Below are 21,028 nucleotides of genomic sequence, written 5' to 3'. Positions count from 1 at the left end.
ACGAGGTTAAATAAATATATTGATAGAAAAACAACAAAGAAAATATCAACCAAGTACTGTAGTAACTATGAAAGTCGCACGTGTTGGCGAAATGGGAGCATTTTTAGATGCTCAAACAGGTAATACTAGCGATGATATTTTGTTGCATAAATTACAGCAAACCTCTCCAGTAAAACCTGGTGACAAAGTCTGTGTATTTTTATATAAAGACCCTCATGGTCGACTCACTGCTAGTATGAGAACTCCTAGAATGCGTGAAGGTCAAATTGCTCGTTTAAAAGTAATCAATACAAGCCGTGATGGTGCGTTTTTAGATGTTGGTGCTGAACGTGGTATCTTCATGCCATATGCTGGCATGCGAGGAAAATTACAAGTAGGCGAAGTTGTCTGGGCAAAATTATATACAGATAAATCAGGTCGATTAGCCATGACGATGAAAGTCGAAGATGAAATCCGTCGTGCTTCTCGCCCTGCGGAAAATGTCAAAGTTGGCGATATGGTCTCCGGATCTGTTTATAATTTCACAGAACAAGGAGCATTCATCTTTACTGATGAACGTTTCATCGCTTTCTTAGACAAACGTGAAATGACTATCAAGCCACGTGTAGGTCAAACTTTAACCACACGTATTACTTTTATTCGCGATGATGGTCGTATCAACGTGTCCATGCGACCAGCCAAAGAAAAAGCGATTAATCTCGATGCCCAAATGCTTTATGATACACTCACTGCTCGAGGAGGAAAAATGCCATATTGTGATGATACCTCTTCAGAAGTCATTCGTGAACGTTTCGGTATCAGTAAATCTGCCTTTAAACGTGCATTAGGCCATTTAATGAAGGAAGGCAAAATAGAACAAAAAGATGGTTGGACTTGTTTAAGATCTCAAGAATAACCTATAAGCTATCTGACATATTTTGCCGGATAGCTTTTTTTGAGCAAAGAAAGGAGAGCATTTTGTGCTTACAATCAAAGAAATTCGCAAGGTATCCTCAATAGAAGAAGCTTATGAATTAAACCAAAAAAAGACTAATCGCATTATTGGCGGTATGTTATGGTTAAAAATGCAAACAGGTAATGTAAATATTGCCATTGATTTATCCGGATTAAATTTAGATACCATCGAAGAAACTGATACAGAATTTAAAATCGGAGCTATGACTACATTACGAGATTTAGAACTTCATGCTGGTTTAAATCAATATACTAATAACAGTATGAAAGAAGCTATGCGTCATATTGTTGGCGTTCAATTTAGAAATCTTGCTACTGTTGGTGGTAGTATCTATGGTCGTTATGGATTTTCTGATGTATTGACTGTATTTATGGCTCTTGATGCTTATGTAGAACTTCATCATGCTGGTATCATTCCTATCAGTGAATTTGCTAAAATGCCTTATGATAATGATATTCTTGTAAATATCATCGTGAAAAAATCAGCTTTAAAATGTGCATATTTATCACATAGACAGACAAAAACAGACTTTCCTGTATTGGCTGTAGCTGTATCCAAACTTCATGATAAATGGCAAGCTGTTATTGGTGCTACTCCTCATCGTGCAGTAATCATTGCTGACAAAGAAAATATCTTAAGTGAAAAAGTATCACCTGAAACTATTGAAGCATTTGCAAATTATGTAAAAGATAATGTAAAAACAGATTCTAATATTCGTGGTTCTGCACAATATCGTAAACATTTAGCATATGTTTTAGTCAAACGTGCTTTATCATCTATAGGAGGAAATGCTTAATGATTTTAAATGTATGGCTCAATGGGAAAAAAATCAGTGAAGAAATTTCAGCTGATACTTTGTTGATAGATTTTGTTCGCAATCATGGTTGCTCTAGCGTAAAACGCGGTTGCGATACTTCAAATTGTGGTCTTTGTACTTTATTTGTTGAAGATAAACCTGTATTATCTTGCTCTATGCTCGCAGCTCGTGTTGATGGCAAACATGTAACTACACTTGAAGGACTTCAAGAAGAAGCACGTGAATTTGGTGCGTTCATCGCTAACCAAGGTGCTGAACAATGTGGTTTTTGTAACCCTGGTTTTATCATGAATGCAATCGCTTTATTTAGAGAAAATCCTAATCCTACTGATGAAGAAATTCTCGAATATTTAGCTGGTAACCTCTGCCGTTGTTCTGGTTACGAAGGTCAACTTCGTGGTATTCGTGCCTTTTTAGATTATAAAAATGGTAAAACGGAGGAACAAGCATGACTAATTTAGATAAATTAAAATATGTCAATCAACCTATCATGAAATCTGATGCAATGTCACTTGTCACAGGTAAACCTGTATATCTTGATGATATTGCACCAAAAGATTGCTTGATTGTAAAAGTTTTACGCAGTCCTCATGCTAATGCTATCATTGAAAATATCAATACAACTATAGCTAGTAAAGTTCCTGGAATCGAAGCTATTTTCACTTATCAAAATGTATCCCAAAAACGCTTCACAATGGCAGGTCAGACTTATCCTGAACCTAGCCCTTATGACCGTTTAATTTTAGATAAGCACGTTCGCTATGTTGGTGATCCTGTAGCTATCGTCGCTGGGGAAAATGAACAAGCTGTAGATAGAGCTTTAAAATTAATCAAAGTTCAATATCAAGTCTTAGAACCATTATTAGATTTCCGTAAATCTAAAGATAATAAAATTCTCGTTCATCCCGAAGATAATTGGCGTTCTTTAGTCCCTGTTGGTGCAGATAATAAACGCAATCTCTGTGCTAGTGGCTCTGAAGGAGAAGGCGATGTCGATGAAGTATTAAAAAATTGTGATGTTGTAGTCGAAGGAACTTATCATACAAAAGCTTGTCAGCAAGCTATGATGGAACCATTCTGCACATATTGCTACATGGATACTTATAATCGCTTAAATATTATAAGTTCCACACAGATCGTATTCCATGTTCGTCGTATCGTAGCTCATGCCCTTGATATTTCACAATCAAAAATTCGTGTAACAAAACCTCGTATTGGTGGCGGTTTTGGTGCAAAACAAACTGTAGTAGCTGAAGTTTTCCCTGCTTTTGTAACTTATAAAACAGGAAAACCTTCTAAAATGATTTTCACACGTACAGAATGTCAAATAGCTTCTACTCCTCGCCATGAAATGGAAGTTTCCGTGCGAATTGGTGCTACAAAAGAAGGTAAAATCCAAGCTATAGATGTATATACACTCTCAAATACTGGTGCTTATGGTGAACATGGCCCAACGACTGTTGGCTTATCTGGTCATAAATCCATTCCACTCTATCGCGGTCTTAAAGCCTTTAAATTCACTTATGATGTAGTATATACAAATGTCATGAGTGCAGGTGCTTATCGTGGTTATGGTGCTACTCAAGGTATTTTCGCTGTAGAAAGTGCTGTCAATGAACTCGCTAGCAAATTAAATATTGATCCTGTAAAACTCCGTGAAATGAATCTCGTCAAAGAAGGCGATGTTATGCCTGCTTATTATGGTGAAACAGCTACAAGCTGTACACTCGACCGCTGTGTAGCTCGCTGTAAAGAAATGATCGGCTGGAACGAAAAATATCCTGCTCGCGATATGGGCAATGGCAAAATTCGCAGTGTAGGTATGTCCATGGCTATGCAAGGCTCTGGTATCACATGTGTTGACGTAGGTTCTGCTACTTTAAAATTAAACGATGAAGGAATTTATACTTTATCCATCAGTTCTGCTGATATGGGTACAGGCTGTGATACTATCTTAGCTCAAATAGCAGCAGAAATATTGATGTGTCCACTAGAAAATATTTCTGTAATCGCAGCTGATACAGATGCAACACCTTATGATTCTGGTTCTTATGCTTCCAGTACAACATTTGTAACTGGTAAAGCTGTAGAAAAAACTGCTCTTGGCTTAATCGATAAAATCAAAGCATTTGGTGCTAATATGCTCAAATGTTCTGTTGATGATGTAGATTTTGATGGTAAATCTGTAATCAACATACAAACAAATGAAAGCGTTTCTTTAAATGATATAGCTGTAAGTTCCATGTGCGGTGCAACTCAATCACTTCAACACACTGAATCAAATTCCATGCCAACTTCTCCACCACCATTTATGGCTGGTATGGTAGAAATAGAACTTGATAAAGAAACAGGTCATGTAGAAATCCTTGATTACTGTGCTGTAGTTGACTGCGGTACTCCAATCAATCCAAATCTTGCACGTGTACAAACAGAAGGTGGTATCGTTCAAGGTATCGGCATGGCATTATATGAAGATGTAACCTACAATAAAAAAGGTGTGCTTGTCGAAAATTCCTTTATGCAATATAAAGTGCCTTCTCGTCTTGATATGGGTAAACTTCGCGTGGAATTTGCTAATAGCTATGAACAATCTGGTCCATTTGGTGCAAAATCCATAGGTGAAATCGTTATCAATACACCTTCACCTGCATTAGCTCATGCAATTTACAATGCTACTGGCGTTTGGTTCAAAGAACTTCCTATCACTAGTGAAAAAATTGCTATGGCTTTATTAAATAAGCAAAAATAAATCGTATATATGCCTAAAACCTTTAGGATTTAAATAGGTTAGATTATATCTAACCTATTTTTTCTTATATATCCATCAGAAAAATCTTGCAACAATCGTAAAAAATAGGTAAAATATAGTTTATATATTTATAGACGGAAAATTTTTAGGAGGAAAAGTCGCATGCGATTGCTCGAAGAGAGAATACAAAAAGATGGTATCGTTAGAGAAGGAAATGTTTTAAAAGTTGATAGCTTTTTAAATCATCAAATGGATATCAAATTATTCCGTGAAATAGGTAAAGAATTTAAAAGATTATTTGCTGATAATGAAATTACAAAAATACTTACTATTGAAGCTTCTGGTATTGGTATTGCTTGCATTGTTGCTGAATTCTTTGATGTACCTGTAGTTTTTGCCAAAAAAAGTAAATCCAAAAATATTGCAGGTGCTGTATATACAAGTAAGGTAGAATCTTTCACTCATAATAAAGTTTATGACGTAATTGTTTCTAAAAAATTCTTAACTAAAGATGATAAAGTATTATTAATTGATGACTTTTTAGCTAATGGCAATGCTTTAAAAGGTCTTATTGAAATCGTAAAATCTGCTGGTGCTGAACTTGTGGGTGCTGGCATCGTCATTGAAAAAGGTTTCCAAAAAGGCGGAGCTGATTTACGTGCTCAGGGCATTCATTTAGAATCACTCGCTATTGTTGATTCTATGGATGACACTACTGGTAAAATCACATTTAGAAAACAATAATATATGTACTTATTATTAAAATAAAAGCATTTAATAATTAGACTTTGCTTCTAACTATTGAATGCTTTTATTTTATTATCAGTAAAAAGCTTATATTTTTTTACTTATTATTTTATTGCTTTTCATCGCTTTTAAAGGACTCAGAAATAAAAAACTTGCTTAAGTCAAAATGTCAAATTATAATATAATTAGTGATAAAAATATTTAAAATAAAGGTGATTAATATGAGCAATATAGCTGATTTAATTGAAGATTATATCCTACGTCGTCTGGCGGCTGAGCATAATCGCAAAGTAGAATTAAAACGCTCAGATATTGCCGATGAAATATCTTGTGCTCCTTCTCAGATAAGTTATGTATTGAGCACACGTTTTACTCAAGATAAAGGTTTCGTTGTCGAATCTCGTCGTGGTCTTGGTGGATTTATCCGCATCGGTAGAGTTCCTCTTCAAGATTTAATCTATCAAGATATTTTAGCAAAAATAGATGAAGATATAACTCTTGATGAAGTAAATAATATCGTCCATTATTTATTCAAACGCGATCTTATAAAAAAACGTGAAGCTGCTTTATTGTTACAGACTTTATCAGTTGTTTTTGAAAAATTAGAACCAAAAGAACGCGTATCATTTATTAAATCTTTAATCATGACTTTAGCTAATTTTAGCTAATTTATTTTTTAACATTGTATAAAGGAGGCATTTTTGATGTTATGTGATGAATGCCATAAACATGAAGCTAGTATTTATGTGACTGAAATTACAAGTCAAGGACAAGTAGAACATCATCTCTGTGAATTATGTGCTACTAAATTAGGCCTATTAGCAGAAAAACAAAATGTATTTTCTATAAATGACTTTTTATCTGGAATTTTTAACCATGAACCTAGAGCTACTAAACATAGCGATACTAATAATTTAAAAAAACCTCTTGTTTGCCCTAGCTGTCATATGAGCTATCAAGATTTTACGCGAACAGGAAAAATAGGCTGTAGCGATTGTTATAAAACTTTTGCCCTTGCTCTAGAACCTCTACTTCGTCGAATTCATGGTTCTAGCACTCATACTGGTAAAATACCTAATCGTGCTGGCGGTACTTTAAGTCTAAAACAAGAAATTTTAAATTTACGTAAACAAATAACTAAATATGTTGAAGCTGAAGAATATGAACAGGCAGCTGTCTTACGTGACCGCATCAAAGTTTTAGAAAATCAATTACACGCTAAACAAAATTTAGATAAAGGAGTTGACCAAAATGACTAACTTCTCCACTCCTCAATTATCTTGGCTCACTACTTTAGGTAATGAAGCAGATATTGTCTTAGCCAGTAGAGTTCGCCTAGCACGTAATTTAAAAAATTTGCCATTTCCTAATCGTGCTAGTATCAATGATTTAGCCCAAATTAAAGAATTAATCATTCGTTTAATACCTGCTATTGAAAGTGCTACAGGTCTAAAATTTGACTATCTTGAAATCGATAAATTGACGCATTTAGAACAACAAGTATTAGTTGAAAAACGTCTTATCAGTCAAAAATTATTGAATAATCCTGAAAATAGATTATTGATTTTAAGTCAAGATGCTTCAGTTGCCATCATGGTAAATGAAGATGACCATTTACGCATTCAGTGTATGTCTGCTGGTTTAGATTTAAATACTCCTTTAGCCAGAGCTTTTGCTATCGACGATGCTATTGAAGCATATTTAAATATTGCCTTTGATGAAAAAATGGGCTATTTAACTGCTTGCCCTACCAACTTAGGCACAGGTCTTCGTGCTTCTGTCTTACTACACTTACCAGCACTTGTAATGACTCAACAATTGTCAAAAATCGTCAATATTTCACCACAATTAGGCTTAGCTATCCGCAATTTCTTTGGCGAAGACAATGCTGGTAATATCTTTCAGATCGATAATCAGTTAACACTAGGCTTTAAAGAACAAGAATTAATCGATAATCTCACTAGCACTGTAACTGAAATTATCTCTCACGAACGTGAAGCTAGAAAGGCACTTTTGAATTATTCTCCTGATAAACTCGCCAATCGTGTATGGCGTTCTTTCGGTATTTTAAAATATGCTCGCTTTATCTCCGAAAATGAAATGCTAGATTTAGTAAGTAAAGTTCGTTTAGGTATTGACCTTGGCATAATTGATGAAACAAAACCTGAACTTTTAAATATCTTATTGATTGCTAGCCAAAAAAATTACATTCAAAGTTTACAACAAAATGAAAATATGACACCACAAGAAATTGATAAACAACGTGCTCATATCATCAGAAAAATATTGCAAGAATTAGCCCCAGATATATCGAAGAGCCGATTTTAAACTAGAGGAAGGATTTTATTATGCAAGGACGCTTTACTCAATCTGCTATAAAAGTCTTGAAATTAGCTCAATATGAAGCAAAACATTTAAAACATCGCCATGTAGGTACTGAACATATTTTATTAGGCTTATTACATGAAGGTACAAATGTAGCTGCTAAAGCTCTATCTTCCATCGGCATAGATTTATATACTGTAAGACAAAGAGTCCATGAATTAGTAGAAAATCAAGTGTTTGATGAAGTCAATACAGAAGAAATTGGTTATTCTCCTGAAGCCAAGACAATCATGGAATACGCAGTTGATCAAGCTCATGCTTTAGGACATGATTATATCGGCACTGAGCATATTTTACTCGGCATTATTTACGATACTGACAGCATGGCTTGTGAAATTCTCATCTCCTTAGGTGCTGATTTAGATATTATCCATGATGCTATTTTAGATCTACTCAATGAAGACACTCTAAACAATATGCCTAAATTAAATATCTTTAAAGAAGATAAACCTTCCACTTTGCCTAAGAAAAATAATGATACTCAAAAAAATACTTCATCTACACCACTATTAAATAAATACGGTCGCGATTTAAATACATTAGCTCAAGAAGAAAAAATAGATCCCGTCATTGGTCGTGACCGCGAAATCGAACGTGTAATTCAAATTTTATCGCGTCGCACTAAAAACAACCCTATCTTAATAGGTGAGCCTGGTGTAGGAAAAACAGCTGTAGCTGAAGGATTGGCTCAACGTTTAATCAATGGTAATATTCCCAAAATCTTAGCTCATAAGCGTATAATCTCTTTAAATATGGCCAGCTTAGTTGCAGGTACTAAATACCGTGGAGATTTTGAAGATAGACTCAAAAAAATCATTGATGAAATCATAGCTGATCAAAATATCATTTTATTTATTGATGAAATGCATACACTTGTAGGTGCTGGTGCTTCTGAAGGCTCTATGGATGCTGCTAATATTTTAAAACCTGCCCTATCACGCGGTGAAATCCAAGTAATCGGTGCTACTACTTTAAAAGAATACAAAAAATACATTGAAAAAGACTCGGCTCTTGAAAGACGTTTTCAAACCATCATGGTAAATGAACCTAGTATTGAAGACGCTATCAGTATTTTAAAAGGAATTCGCAATAAATATGAAGAATTCCACTGTGCCAAAATCACAGATGAAGCTATTAAAGCTGCTGTAAAAATTTCCCAGCGTTATATCACAGATAGATTTTTACCAGATAAGGCTATTGATTTAATGGACGAAGCTGCCGCTAAAGTCCGCTTAAAAACAGTAAATATTCCTACTAATATCTCTCAATTAGAGGACAAAATTCAAGATTTAAAGAAAGCAAAAGAAAATGCTATCGACAATCAAGATTACGAATTAGCTGCGACTATCCGCGACCAAGAAATAAAAATCAAAGAAGAATTAACCTCTGCTAAAACTACATGGGAAGCTCAAAATAATGCTCAAATCTGTGTAACTGAAGAAGATATCGCCGATGTCGCTACACTTTGGACTGGTATCCCTGTAAAAAAATTAGTAGCTAAAGAAGCTGATCGACTTTTACACATAGAAGATATAATTCATAAACGTGTAGTCGGTCAAAACGAAGGTGTAAATGCTGTAGCTAAAGCCATTCGCCGTGCTAGAGCAGGATTAAAAGATCCTAAGCGTCCTATAGGTTCCTTTTTATTTTTAGGCCCTACTGGTGTAGGTAAAACAGAATTAGCCCGTTCATTAGCTGAAGCTATTTTCGGTGATGAATCCGCCATGATCCGCTTTGACATGTCCGAATATATGGAAAAACATACCGTATCTCGTATGCTCGGTGCTCCTCCAGGCTATATAGGCTACGATGAAGGTGGTCTATTAACTGATGCAGTACGCCGTAAACCATATGCTGTCATCTTATTAGATGAGATTGAAAAAGCACATCCTGATATTTTCAATATTCTTCTTCAAGTATTAGAAGATGGCCGTTTAACAGATAGCCAAGGTAGAACTGTAGATTTTAAAAATACAGTCATCATCATGACTTCAAATGCAGGTGCGTTTAAATTACAGCCTCAAAAAGTAAATACTATGGGCTTTGCTGTAAATAACAACAATGACATCAAACAAAATGCAAAAAAAGTAGTCATGGACGAAGTAAAAAAACAGTTCAAACCCGAATTTCTCAATCGTATTGATGAAATAATCATCTTTGATCCATTAACTGATAAAGAATTAACTCAAATCGTTACTTTATTATTAAATGATGTCGAAAAACGCTTAGCAGAAATGAATATTGAACTTGTCATCAAAGATGAAGTAAAATCATATTTATTAAAACATGGCACAAATACAATATATGGTGCTAGACCATTAAAACGTGCTGTTCAGCGTTATCTTCAGGATCCACTTGCTGAAGAATTATTGCAAAAACATATAAAATCCAAACAAAAAATAATTGTAGATTGTGTTGATGATGAATTGACATTCAAAGTTGACGATATAATGCCCAAACAAGAAATGACAGATGATTTTGAGGTTACAAATGAATAAATCACAAAAAAATGTTTTAGCTGAAAAATCTTTGCTAAAACGCTTAAAAAATTTTATTTTAAATTTTCTCATTGCCATTGCTTGGTTGATAAAATCCATATCAAAATATCTTCAAAAATTTTTACACAATAAATTTAAATAAAAAAAATTACAAGGAAACTTATTATGGCTAAACGCAAAACCTTATATGTATGTCAAGAATGTGGCTATAGTGTTCCTAAATGGCTTGGCAAATGCCCAGGTTGTGGTCAGTGGAATACTTTAGTTGAAGAATTAGAAGAAGTTACTCCTTCTAATAATCGTGGTTTTAGCCTTAGTACAAATAAAACAAATAGTTCACCTAAACCCATAAAAGAAATTGCTACAGAAGATTTACCTAGATTTAGTGCTGGCTCTGTAGAAATGAACCGCGTTTTAGGTGGAGGTATCATTCCAGGGTCACTTGTCCTCATGGTCGGTGACCCTGGTGTTGGTAAATCCAGTTTAAATTTGCGTATTTGTGCTAATGTAGCTACTACTCACAAAGTTTTATATGTAACAGGTGAAGAAAGTGCTCGCCAAATTCGCATGCGAGCTGATAGATTAAATGCACTTCAAGATAATCTCTTTGTTTTGAGCGAAACAGATTTAGAACGCATTGAACGTCATGTACTTGAAACAAAGCCTGATTTATTAATCATCGACTCCATTCAGACTATCTTTCGCCCTGACGTCCAAAGTGCACCAGGTAGCGTCAGTCAAGTTCGTGAATGTTCTGTAAGCTTACTTCGCATTGCTAAACAAAATAATATCGCTATCTTTATCATCGGTCATGTTACCAAAGATGGCACACTTGCAGGCCCACGTGTACTTGAACATATAGTTGATACAGTGCTTTATTTTGAAGGCGAACGCAATGCTGAATATCGCGTCTTACGTGCTGTAAAAAACCGCTTTGGCAATACTAATGAAATCGGTATCTTCGAAATGCGTGAAACTGGTCTTATCGATGTTCCTGATGCTTCCAAAATGTTTTTATCTGAAGAAAACAGCAATGAATCAGGTACTGTGATCATACCTGCCCTTGAAGGAACTAGACCACTTTTAGTAGAGATACAATCTCTGGTAGCTCCTACACCATACGTACCGCCACGCAGAACTTCTGACTCTATAGATATCAAGAAAATTCAATTATTATTAGCAGTCTTAGAAAAACGCGTGCATTTAAATATGGGCACTTGTGATGTATATGTAAAAGTAGCAGGTGGCATAAAAATAGATGATCCAGCTGTCGATTTAGCTCTTTGCTGTGCAATGGCCTCTAGCTTTCGCAATCAAAGTATCAAACCTCAAACTATCATCTTTGGTGAAGTCGGACTTTCTGGCGAAGTACGCTCTGTCAGTCAGCCAGATATAAGAGTTCGCGAAGCTATCCGCATGGGTTTTACAAATATTATCTTGCCTGCCAAAAATTTAGAACGCATTGAACATGCTTCCCCAAATGTACAAATTCATGGAGTTCGTTATTTAAGTGAAGCCTTAAAAATTGCACTTAACTAAAATAATATAAATTATATGTTTATTATTCCAAAAATTATAATTTGATTATAATTTTGCAATCTTAATGGACTTTTGTTTATTATTTTAGTAGAATAAATTTATAACACATTCGCAAAGGGGGTTTAATTACAACAGTGTTATTGAATAGAGTTTTAAAATTTTTTATAACAGTTTTTGCTGTTATCATCGGGGCAACTTTACTAGAGTTTGCTAGTCCTGTTTTAGCCTATATTATTAGTGCTGAATTTTTACAGATTAACCTCGATATTTTAGATATGACTATGATGAATGCTCTATCTATCCTTATCGGTGGTATCATTGGTGGTTCTATTGGATTTATTTCATCTTCTTATTGTATTAATAAGTTACGTATCTTCTCTATTTGGGTAGAACGTCAACTCAGCAAAATGCCAATTCACGATGTTTTAGCTGGTGTCTTGGGTTTAGCTATCGGTCTTATTATTGCTAATCTTTTAGGTGTTGCATTCTCTAGAATTCCTTTAATTGGCCCTTACATTCCAATTATTTTCAGTATTGTTTTTGGTTATCTCGGTTTGTATATTACCATAAAAAAACGAAAAGACATTACTGCTTTATTGCCTAATCGCCTTAAAGAAGATATCAATAAAAATGATACAACTTCTTCTATAGATAAAATACAAACAGAATTAAACACTCCATCATACAAATTGCTTGATACAAGTGTTATTATTGATGGCCGAATTGCTGATATTTGCAAAACAGGCTTTATTGAAGGCACATTATTAATTCCTGTCTTCGTATTGGAAGAATTACAATTCATTGCCGATTCTTCAGATTTACTCAAAAGAACACGTGGCAGACGTGGTCTTGATATCTTAAAACGCATTCAAACTGAATTTGATATGCTTGTAAAAATTGACCACCATGATTATGATGACGTCTCTGGCGTTGATTCTAAATTAATTCGTCTCGGTCAAGAAATCGGTGCAAAGATCATCACTAACGATTTCAACTTAAATAAGGTTGCAGATTTACAAGGTGTTCAAGTTCTCAATATTAATGAATTAGCTAACGCTATAAAACCAGTAGTTATTCCTGGTGAGACTATGGTAGTAACTGTAGTTAAAGATGGTAAAGAACAAGGACAAGGTGTTGCTTATTTAGACGACGGTACAATGATTGTAGTTGAAGGTGGTCATAAGCATCTCAATGAAACATTAGATGTTGTTGTTACATCTGTATTACAAACAGCAGCAGGACGCATGATTTTTGCCAAACCAAAATAAAACTATGAATGGACTACGAGGTATATACTTCGTAGTCTTTTTTATTACTCAATCAAATAAACAAAAGAAACTAAAGGAGGTATTTTTATGGTTTCTGTTATTTTCCCCGCAGCTGGACAAGGAAAACGCATGGGACTTGGCTTCAACAAAATTTTCACTGAGCTTTCCGGTAAACCTATTTTAATTCAAACCCTACTTACATTTTCTCGTTGTGATTGTATTGATGAATTAATCATCGCTGTAGATGTAAAAGAAATGGAAATTATCCGCAAAGTATTAAGCAAAGTGCCTAAATTAAAGCCTTACAAAATCGTAGCTGGTGGCTCTGAACGTCAATACTCTGTCTATAATGGTTTAATGGCAGTTGATGCTAACTGCGACATTGTACTTGTACATGATGCCGCTAGACCTTTAATCTCTGAAACAGTCATTCAAAATGTAGTAAATGAAGTCATGATATCTGGCTCTGCTGTCTGTGCTGTTCCTGTAAAAGACACTACAGCGGAAATCAATGAAATGGGATTTATCGAAAGAGTTCCTGATAGAAATAAATTATGGTCTATTCAAACACCACAGGGATTTAAAAAAGATATCTTAATTGAAGCTCATAGAAAAGCTCAAGAAGATAATTTCTTAGGTACTGATGAAGCCAGCCTTGTTCGTCGCACTAGCCATGCAGTAAAACTCGTCATGGGTGATTATAGTAATATCAAAGTTACTACGCCTACAGATTTAGTCATCGCTGAAATGTTATTCGGACAAAAATTAAAAAATCAAGCAAAAATAAAAATTTCATCTTTATTTAACGACGTTTTTACAAAAACACCTAAATAAAATTAATTATTATAATCATAAAAAATGAAAAGAGGTTTCTTTATGTCTAGAGTTGGTATAGGTTATGATGTGCATAAATTAGTAACTGACCGTAAACTTATTTTAGGAGGTGTAGATATTCCTCACGAAAAAGGTCTACTCGGTCACTCTGATGCTGATGTATTACTTCATGCGATTTCAGATGCCCTGCTCGGTGCAGCAGCTCTTGGTGATATCGGCAAACATTTTCCTGATACAGATGAACGTTTTAAAGATATTTCCAGCCTAATCTTACTGAAACATGTAGGAGAGCTACTCCAAACTAAAAATTATAAAATCAATAATATCGATGCTACTATTGTAGCTCAACGACCAAAATTATTGCCTTTTATTCCTACTATGCAAAAAAATGTAGCTGAAACTTTAAATCTATCTATTGAAGATGTAAATATCAAAGCTACTACTGAAGAACGTCTAGGCTTCACAGGTAGTGAAGAAGGAATTTCTTCTTACGCTGTTTGTAGCATTGATAAATTAAATTCATAAAAAATAATTTTATCTTGATTTCTCTCCTCAAGTGCTTGCCTTTGTATGGTATAATAGAATTTGCTAAATAAATTTCATAATTACAATTTCACATATTTGGAGGTATCACTAATGTCTGAACAAATCAGAGTTAGATTTGCACCAAGTCCTACTGGTCCATTCCATATTGGTGGGGCAAGAAGTGCATTATTCAATTGGTTATTAGCAAAAAAATACACTGATGGAAAATTTGTTTTACGTATTGAAGATACAGATAGAGTTCGCTCTACAAAAGAATCTGAAGAAAATATCAAAGCTGCTTTAAAATGGCTCGGTCTTGATTGGAATGAAGGTATCGATGTTGGTGGTGAATATGGCCCTTACCGCCAAACTGAACGTTTAGATATTTATAAAAAATTCACTGATAAATTATTAGCTGAAGGTAAAGCTTATTATTGCTACTGCACAGAAGAAGAAATTGAAGCTGAACGTCAAGCTCTTCGTGCACAAAATAAAATGCCTCTTTATGGTGGTCATTGCCGTAATCTCACACCTGAACAAATCGAAAAATACAAAGCTGAAGGCAGAAAACCTGTTATCCGTTTCCGCACACCTTGCGACCAATCCGTAAATTTTGATGATATGGTTCGCGGAAAAATGAGCTTTGACTCCAACGGTATCGGCGATTTCGTCATCGTTAAAGCTGATGGCATTCCTGTATATAACTATGCTGTAGTAATCGATGATGCTCTAATGCATATCACTCATGTAATCCGTGCAGAAGAACATTTATCCAACACTCCTCGTCAAGTAGTTTTATATGAAGCACTTGGCTTCCCTGTACCAAAATTTGGTCATATTTCTCTTATCTTAGGTAAAGACCATACAAAAATGAGTAAACGTCATGGTGCAACTTCTGTTGAACAGTATAAAAATCTCGGCTATTTACCAGAAGCAATCGTCAATTTCTTAGCACTTTTAGGCTGGGCTCCTCAAAGTGAACAAGAAATCTTCTCCATTGATGAATTAATCAAAGAATTCTCTATGGACCATGTAGCTAAAAATCCAGCCGTATTTGATATTGATAAATTAAACTGGATCAACGCTCAATACATGAAAAAAATTCCAGCTTCTCAAATCACACAGATGGCTATTCCTCATTTAATTGAAAAAGGCTATATTTCTGATACTCCAGATGAACAAGAAATGGCTAAATTAAATCGCTTTACAGAAGTTATTCGCGATCATTTAAGCTTTGCCGCTCAATATGTAGATTTCGCCGACCTCTATTATAAAGATGATTTCACAGTAGAAGATGATGAATGCAAAGCTGTACTTCAAGAAGAAACAGCTACTGAAGTCATCACTATGTTCAAGGACAAATTAGCTGAGCTTACAGAATTCACAGCTGAAAATATCCAGCCAATTTTCAAACAAATCATGAAAGATTTCAAAGCTAACAAAGGTATTAAATTAGGTGGAAAATCCGTTTACATGCCTATTCGCGTTGCTTTAACTGGTCAAATGCATGGCCCTGACCTCGCTGGTCTTGTGGAAGTTTTAGGCTATGAACGTGCAGCAAAACGCATTGAACGTACTTTAGCTTAAAACTAGTTTAACTTTACAAAGAAATAATTCGTATAACCCAGCTATTTTTTTGGCTGGGTTATACATTATGACGGTGAGCATTATGAAATTATTATCAACTTTAAAAAAAGATATTCGTGTTGTATTTGAGCGTGACCCTGCTGCCAAAAGTATAATTGAAGTACTCTTATGCTATCCCGGTCTACATGCTATCTGGCTTTACCGCTTAAGTCATTATTTCTATAAGAAAAATTGGGTGGTCTTGCCTCGTTTGATTTCTCATCTCGGTAGATTCTTAACAGGTATTGAAATTCATCCCGGTGCTCAGATCGGCCCAGGCTTATTTATTGACCACGGTTCTGGTATTGTCATTGGCGAAACTACTATTATCGGTAAAAATGTAACTTTATATCAAGGAGTTACTTTGGGTGGTACTGGTAAGGAAAAAGGGAAACGCCATCCTACTATTGGTAATAATGTCGTAGTTGCTTGTGGTGCTAAGGTCTTAGGTTCATTCACTGTAGGCGATCATGCCAAAATTGGTGCTGGCTCTGTAGTAGTAAAACCAGTACCAGCCTATGCTACTGTTGTTGGTATTCCTGGCAGAGTCATCTTAATCAAAGGAGAAAAAACACCTCCTGTAGAAAAACCTATTTCACCAAAAATGCGTGAATTAGCAGAAGAACTTGATGTTGATTTATCTCATGATAAATTACCAGACCCTGAACTAGATATGATTAAAACACTTTCTAATCGTATTTCTGATTTACAATTAGAATTAGAAAAAGTAAAAAAAGAATTGGAGGCTTCCAAAAATAATCATGCTTAAAGTTTACAATACTCTAACTAAACAAAAAGAAGAATTCAAACCACTAAAAGACGGACAAGTAAGCATTTATGTTTGTGGGGTTACACCATACAATCATCCTCATATCGGTAATGCTCGCCCATTTGTTACTTGGGACGTAATCAAACGCTATTTCATTCATCTTGGCTATAAAGTAAAACATATTCAAAACTTCACTGACGTTGATGATAAAATCATTCGTACAGCTAATCAAGAAGGCGTAAAATGGAGTGATATCTCTACAAGATATATCAATTCTTATTTTGAAGTAATGGATAAACTTCACGTAAAACACGCAGATGTTTACCCTAAAGTATCTCAGACAATTCCAGAAATCATCGATATGATATCTGTACTTATCGACAAAGGCTATGCTTATGAACTAAATGGTGATGTTTATTTCAGCGTAGAAAAATTCAAAGGTTATGGTAAATTAAGTGGCCGTAAACTTGAAGATATGATGGCTGGTGCCCGCATCGAAGTCAATGAAAGCAAACACAATCCTATGGATTTTGCTCTTTGGAAAGCAGCAAAACCTGGTGAACCATTCTGGGAAAGCCCATGGGGCAACGGTCGTCCTGGTTGGCATATCGAATGTTCTACTATGTCTTTAAAATACCTTGGTAAAACATTTGATTTCCATGGTGGCGGTAGCGATTTAATCTTCCCTCATCATGAAAATGAAATTGCTCAATCTCAAGCTTATTGTGGTGATGACCATAGTTTTGCTCGCTATTGGCTCCATAATGGATTTATCACAATCAATCAAGAAAAAATGAGTAAATCTCTCGGTAATTTCTTCACTGTAAAAGAAATCCTCGATAAATATCCAGCAGAAGTACTCCGCTTCTTTATCGTATCCACTCATTATCGTAGCCCACTTGATTTCAGCGATGCTCGTCTTGATGAAGCTACAACTAGCTTAAACCGTTTAAAAAATGCTCTTGATAATCTCAAAGAATTAGCTAAAAACACAACTGATGCTACATCTGGTGAAGAGCTTATCGCTAAAGCAAAACAGTGCAAACAAAATTTCTTTGAAGCTATGGACGACGATTTCAACACAGCTCTTGCTATCGCAAATATGTTTGACCTTTCTAAAGAAATCAATATCTACTACAATGAAGTAACTTCCGGTAAAGTAGCTTGCAGTAAAGTAGCTGTTGATACTGCTCTTGATGTATTCAGTGAAATGGCTGATATCATCGGTATTTTAGAAGATGACGATAACGCATCTGATGACGGACTTGTGGATAATCTCATGAATTTAATCATTGATATCCGTCAAAATGCTCGTAAAAATAAAGATTGGGCAACTGCTGATAAAATCCGTGATGAACTCAAAAATATCGGTATTACATTAGAAGATTCTCCTACTGGTGTTCGCTGGAAAAAATAATGAAATTCAAACAATATCAATATTTAAAACAACATCTTTTTGAATTTACAGCACCTGATGAATTAAAAAATCGTTATGAAGATATACCTACTCGCAATCTGTCTCCGCTCGTTTTAGCCTATGTAGGTGATGCTTACTATCATCTATATATACGCACAAGATTACTCAATTTTGAACAATCTCGCGTACATCTTTTAAATGATTTTAGCATGAAATTAGTTTCCGCTACACTTCAAGCTCAAGCTTACAATGCTATAAAAGATGATTTAACAGATGACGAAGCATACGTCTTCAAGCGTGGAAAAAATGCTAAATCACATGCTCCACGTGTAGCTTCAGTCCATGATTATCATATAAGTACAGGATTTGAAGCAATTTTAGGTTATCTATATCTCAATAAAGATTTCACTCGCTTAGATGAACTTTGTGAAAAATCTTTTATTGCTGTAGCTCAAAATTTATCCCAACAGGAATAATAAAATAAAAATAAAGGTACATTTCTTGATTGAAAGTACCTTTATTTTTTATAAATAGATATCGTATCTTTATCATTGAAAAATTTTAGATTTTTAGTATAATATAGTTTATATGTGCCCATAGTCTAATGGATAGAACGTTGACCTCCGGAGTCAAAAATGCAGGTTCGATTCCTGTTGGGCACACCAAAATCATTAATCTAGCACAGAAAAATCTGTGCTTTTTATTTTATGATTTAATATGATTTAAGGAAGTGTTTCTAAATGGATATAAAATGTCCAGTCTGTCGCAGAAAACTCGGTCATGTAACAAGACCAGAAGCAAAAGGTCGCTTTTTTTGTACTGCCTGTGATTTATGGGTTGCCTTCACCAAAAAAGATGCTAAAATCTCCTATCGTTTGCAACGCCCTGGAAGATAAATTCCTCAAAATTAATCTTGAAATGAACTTCAATTATTAGTATAATGAAGTTTGGCTATGAGGCATATACATATTTCTATCTCATAGTTTATTGTATCCGCCTTTTGGCGGTGTTTTATTTTATATTGGAGATGATTTTATGATTAGTACCTCTATCCATCGTGTTAATTTTTATGATACCGATGCTATGGCTGTCGTACATCATTCTAACTACATACGTTGGTTTGAAATCGGTCGTGTTAACTTTTTACGTGAAATTGGTATCACACTTGGCGAAATGATGGATGATGGCTATGTTTTTCCTATCACCGAAGTAAGATGTAAATACATTGCTTCAGGTAAATTTGATGATGTTCTACGCATAGAAACAACGCCTGTAGCTTTAACCAAAGTAAAAATGGAATTTAGCTATAAAATTTATCGCGATTGTGATAATACTTTATTAGTTGAAGGTTTTACACAAAATGTATTTACAAGCAAGGCTACTGGTCATATAACTCGTTTGCCTGAAAAATACTACACTAAGATGCAAAATGCTTTAAAATAATAACAATAAGGAGCAACAGTAATGGATAGCAATTCACCTATAGGTGTTTTTGATTCTGGTCTTGGAGGCCTCACTGTATTAAAAGAACTTAGACGCCTTTTACCTCATGAAAATTTTATATTTGTTGGAGACTCTGCTCGTGCACCATATGGCTCACGCACTCCCGAAGAAATCATCTTGTTTTTACAACAATTCATGGATTATTTCCAATCTCGTGGCGTAAAAATGGCAGTTTGTGCTTGTAATACTATGACATCTTATGGTTATCCTCTAATTAAAGACAAAACACCTTTTACATTAGTACCTATGAACCCAGCTATCATTCCTGCTGCAAAAGCTTCTGCAAATAAACATATCGGAGTCATCGCTACAGAAGCTACCATCAAAAAAGGTATGCACAAACAGGCTGCTTTTAATCTTGACTCACAGATAAAAGTTTTTGGTGTAGGTTGTCCAAAATTCGTGCCATTAATTGAAACAGGACATATTCAAGGTAAAGAAATTGAAGATGCTGTTCAAGAATATGCTGATGAATTTAAAACAGACGATATTCACTCTTTAATTTTAGGTTGCACGCATTACCCTATAATCAGCGAAATTCTAGCTAAACATTTTGGCAAAGATGTCGCTTTAATCAATCCTGCACTAGAAACAGCCAAAGATGCTGTAAATATACTTAAGCAAAATAACTTACTTAATATACAAGAACAAACTGGTTCTCTTGAATTACGCTTTTCTGCCAAACAGAGCAATTCTGAAAAAATGGCTGAAATTATTTTAGGTAGTGATATTCCACCTATTACAGATGTAGATTTAACTACATTTGCAAAATAACACAATTGGGGGCATTGATGTGGATTTTATTATCACAATTATTTTATGGATCTTAATTATTTTATTCTTACTCAATGAAGTAATCATTCGTGTTGTTGGTGATGCTATCGTCAACATGAAAGCTAGCGAGCATACTCCTTTTACTCTTGATGAAATCACTCAAGATAGTATTTCTCTTAGCACTACTATCAATGTTGCCAATGAAGGTAAACAATGTGCTACAATCATGGATTGCTATGTTCGTCAACTCTTACCATATGAACAATTCGATGGCGTAAAAGTTGAAGCTAAAGCTGAATTAAAAGGCGTTCCTCGTGAAGATGATTATTTTGAATCTGTTCTTATTCAAAAGAAAGAAAGTATCGATATTGTTATCCGCGTTAAATTAACCGATCGCAAAAACAACGATATCAAAAAGACTCTTACTCATATGGTTGATTTACCTCTTGATATTGTTTATCAACATGCTGCACGTTATCCATGGAAAATCTCCAAAGAAACAATCGTGCTTACATCTGAAGAAATCGCTAAATTAGCAAATATCAAGCTTGCAGATTAATTTATGCATAACTATTAAATTTAATTTGTAATTTTCTCTTTAATTTATGTAAATATGTATTTA

Annotated in this window: 21 protein-coding genes and 1 tRNA gene; all 22 read left to right on the top strand. The window is 34.7% G+C overall.

Features of this window, described 5'->3' with window-relative positions:
• The first annotated feature begins 19 nt into the window (after positions 1 to 19).
• A complete protein-coding gene (locus tag Q5I67_RS04190) occupies positions 20 to 895 on the top strand; it encodes a S1 RNA-binding domain-containing protein (RefSeq protein WP_296897717.1) in 876 nt (291 codons plus the stop codon).
• 64 nt (positions 896 to 959) lie between these two features.
• Positions 960 to 1,751: a xanthine dehydrogenase family protein subunit M gene (locus Q5I67_RS04185; protein WP_302486450.1), complete on the top strand. Its 792-nt coding sequence runs from the start codon at positions 960 to 962 to the stop codon at positions 1,749 to 1,751.
• Positions 1,751 to 2,224, top strand: coding sequence for a (2Fe-2S)-binding protein (locus Q5I67_RS04180; RefSeq protein WP_302486449.1), 474 nt, complete (start codon positions 1,751 to 1,753; stop codon positions 2,222 to 2,224). The genes Q5I67_RS04185 and Q5I67_RS04180 overlap by 1 nt, the downstream gene beginning before the upstream one ends.
• Positions 2,221 to 4,521, top strand: a complete 2,301-nt coding sequence (locus Q5I67_RS04175; protein WP_302486448.1) for a xanthine dehydrogenase family protein molybdopterin-binding subunit — start codon at positions 2,221 to 2,223, stop codon at positions 4,519 to 4,521. The genes Q5I67_RS04180 and Q5I67_RS04175 overlap by 4 nt, the downstream gene beginning before the upstream one ends.
• A 162-nt stretch (positions 4,522 to 4,683) precedes the next feature.
• Positions 4,684 to 5,265, top strand: a complete 582-nt coding sequence (locus Q5I67_RS04170) for a xanthine phosphoribosyltransferase (RefSeq protein WP_302486447.1) — start codon at positions 4,684 to 4,686, stop codon at positions 5,263 to 5,265.
• Between the two features lie 224 nt (positions 5,266 to 5,489).
• Entirely contained in the window at positions 5,490 to 5,936 is a 447-nt protein-coding gene (locus Q5I67_RS04165; RefSeq protein WP_302486446.1) for a CtsR family transcriptional regulator, read from the top strand.
• Between the two features lie 36 nt (positions 5,937 to 5,972).
• Positions 5,973 to 6,527, top strand: a complete 555-nt coding sequence (locus tag Q5I67_RS04160) for a UvrB/UvrC motif-containing protein (RefSeq protein ID WP_296897728.1) — start codon at positions 5,973 to 5,975, stop codon at positions 6,525 to 6,527.
• Entirely contained in the window at positions 6,520 to 7,596 is a 1,077-nt protein-coding gene (locus tag Q5I67_RS04155; RefSeq protein WP_302486445.1) for a protein arginine kinase, read from the top strand. Before Q5I67_RS04160 ends, Q5I67_RS04155 begins: the two co-directional genes overlap by 8 nt.
• Positions 7,597 to 7,616: 20 nt before the next feature.
• Positions 7,617 to 10,151 carry an ATP-dependent Clp protease ATP-binding subunit gene (locus tag Q5I67_RS04150; RefSeq protein ID WP_302486444.1) on the top strand — a complete coding sequence of 845 codons (2,535 nt, stop codon included), beginning with the start codon at positions 7,617 to 7,619 and terminating at the stop codon, positions 10,149 to 10,151.
• A gap of 165 nt (positions 10,152 to 10,316) precedes the next feature.
• Positions 10,317 to 11,690, top strand: coding sequence for a DNA repair protein RadA (radA, locus tag Q5I67_RS04145; protein WP_302486443.1), 1,374 nt, complete (start codon positions 10,317 to 10,319; stop codon positions 11,688 to 11,690).
• Positions 11,691 to 11,824: 134 nt separating this feature from the next.
• Positions 11,825 to 12,958, top strand: a complete 1,134-nt coding sequence (locus Q5I67_RS04140) for a PIN/TRAM domain-containing protein (RefSeq protein WP_296897745.1) — start codon at positions 11,825 to 11,827, stop codon at positions 12,956 to 12,958.
• Between the two features lie 87 nt (positions 12,959 to 13,045).
• Positions 13,046 to 13,792: a 2-C-methyl-D-erythritol 4-phosphate cytidylyltransferase gene (gene ispD / locus Q5I67_RS04135; protein ID WP_296897747.1), complete on the top strand. Its 747-nt coding sequence runs from the start codon at positions 13,046 to 13,048 to the stop codon at positions 13,790 to 13,792.
• A 42-nt stretch (positions 13,793 to 13,834) separates the two neighbouring features.
• Positions 13,835 to 14,317, top strand: a complete 483-nt coding sequence (ispF, locus tag Q5I67_RS04130) for a 2-C-methyl-D-erythritol 2,4-cyclodiphosphate synthase (protein ID WP_302486442.1) — start codon at positions 13,835 to 13,837, stop codon at positions 14,315 to 14,317.
• 111 nt (positions 14,318 to 14,428) lie between these two features.
• Complete coding sequence (gene gltX, locus Q5I67_RS04125; protein ID WP_296897751.1) at positions 14,429 to 15,904, top strand: glutamate--tRNA ligase; 1,476 nt, start codon at positions 14,429 to 14,431, stop codon at positions 15,902 to 15,904.
• A gap of 82 nt (positions 15,905 to 15,986) precedes the next feature.
• Positions 15,987 to 16,712, top strand: a complete 726-nt coding sequence (gene cysE, locus Q5I67_RS04120) for a serine O-acetyltransferase (protein WP_296897753.1) — start codon at positions 15,987 to 15,989, stop codon at positions 16,710 to 16,712.
• Positions 16,705 to 18,129, top strand: coding sequence for a cysteine--tRNA ligase (gene cysS, locus Q5I67_RS04115; RefSeq protein ID WP_302486441.1), 1,425 nt, complete (start codon positions 16,705 to 16,707; stop codon positions 18,127 to 18,129). Before cysE ends, cysS begins: the two co-directional genes overlap by 8 nt.
• Positions 18,129 to 18,605 carry a Mini-ribonuclease 3 gene (locus Q5I67_RS04110; protein ID WP_302486440.1) on the top strand — a complete coding sequence of 159 codons (477 nt, stop codon included), beginning with the start codon at positions 18,129 to 18,131 and terminating at the stop codon, positions 18,603 to 18,605. Before cysS ends, Q5I67_RS04110 begins: the two co-directional genes overlap by 1 nt.
• A gap of 114 nt (positions 18,606 to 18,719) precedes the next feature.
• Positions 18,720 to 18,794 (top strand) — tRNA-Arg (locus Q5I67_RS04105).
• Between the two features lie 75 nt (positions 18,795 to 18,869).
• Entirely contained in the window at positions 18,870 to 19,025 is a 156-nt protein-coding gene (locus tag Q5I67_RS04100) for a hypothetical protein (RefSeq protein ID WP_302486439.1), read from the top strand.
• A 139-nt stretch (positions 19,026 to 19,164) separates the two neighbouring features.
• Positions 19,165 to 19,572 carry a thioesterase family protein gene (locus Q5I67_RS04095; RefSeq protein WP_302486438.1) on the top strand — a complete coding sequence of 136 codons (408 nt, stop codon included), beginning with the start codon at positions 19,165 to 19,167 and terminating at the stop codon, positions 19,570 to 19,572.
• Between the two features lie 21 nt (positions 19,573 to 19,593).
• Positions 19,594 to 20,406, top strand: coding sequence for a glutamate racemase (murI, locus tag Q5I67_RS04090; RefSeq protein WP_302486437.1), 813 nt, complete (start codon positions 19,594 to 19,596; stop codon positions 20,404 to 20,406).
• 19 nt (positions 20,407 to 20,425) lie between these two features.
• Complete coding sequence (locus Q5I67_RS04085) at positions 20,426 to 20,965, top strand: hypothetical protein (RefSeq protein WP_296897761.1); 540 nt, start codon at positions 20,426 to 20,428, stop codon at positions 20,963 to 20,965.
• The last annotated feature ends 63 nt before the right edge of the window (positions 20,966 to 21,028 follow it).

It is taken from the genome of uncultured Megamonas sp., assembly GCF_958438645.1.
In the GTDB taxonomy this organism is placed as follows: Bacteria; Bacillota; Negativicutes; order Selenomonadales; family Selenomonadaceae; genus Megamonas.
The sequence above is the reverse complement of the archived record's forward strand: the minus strand, read 5'-3'. Positions and strand labels throughout refer to the sequence as shown.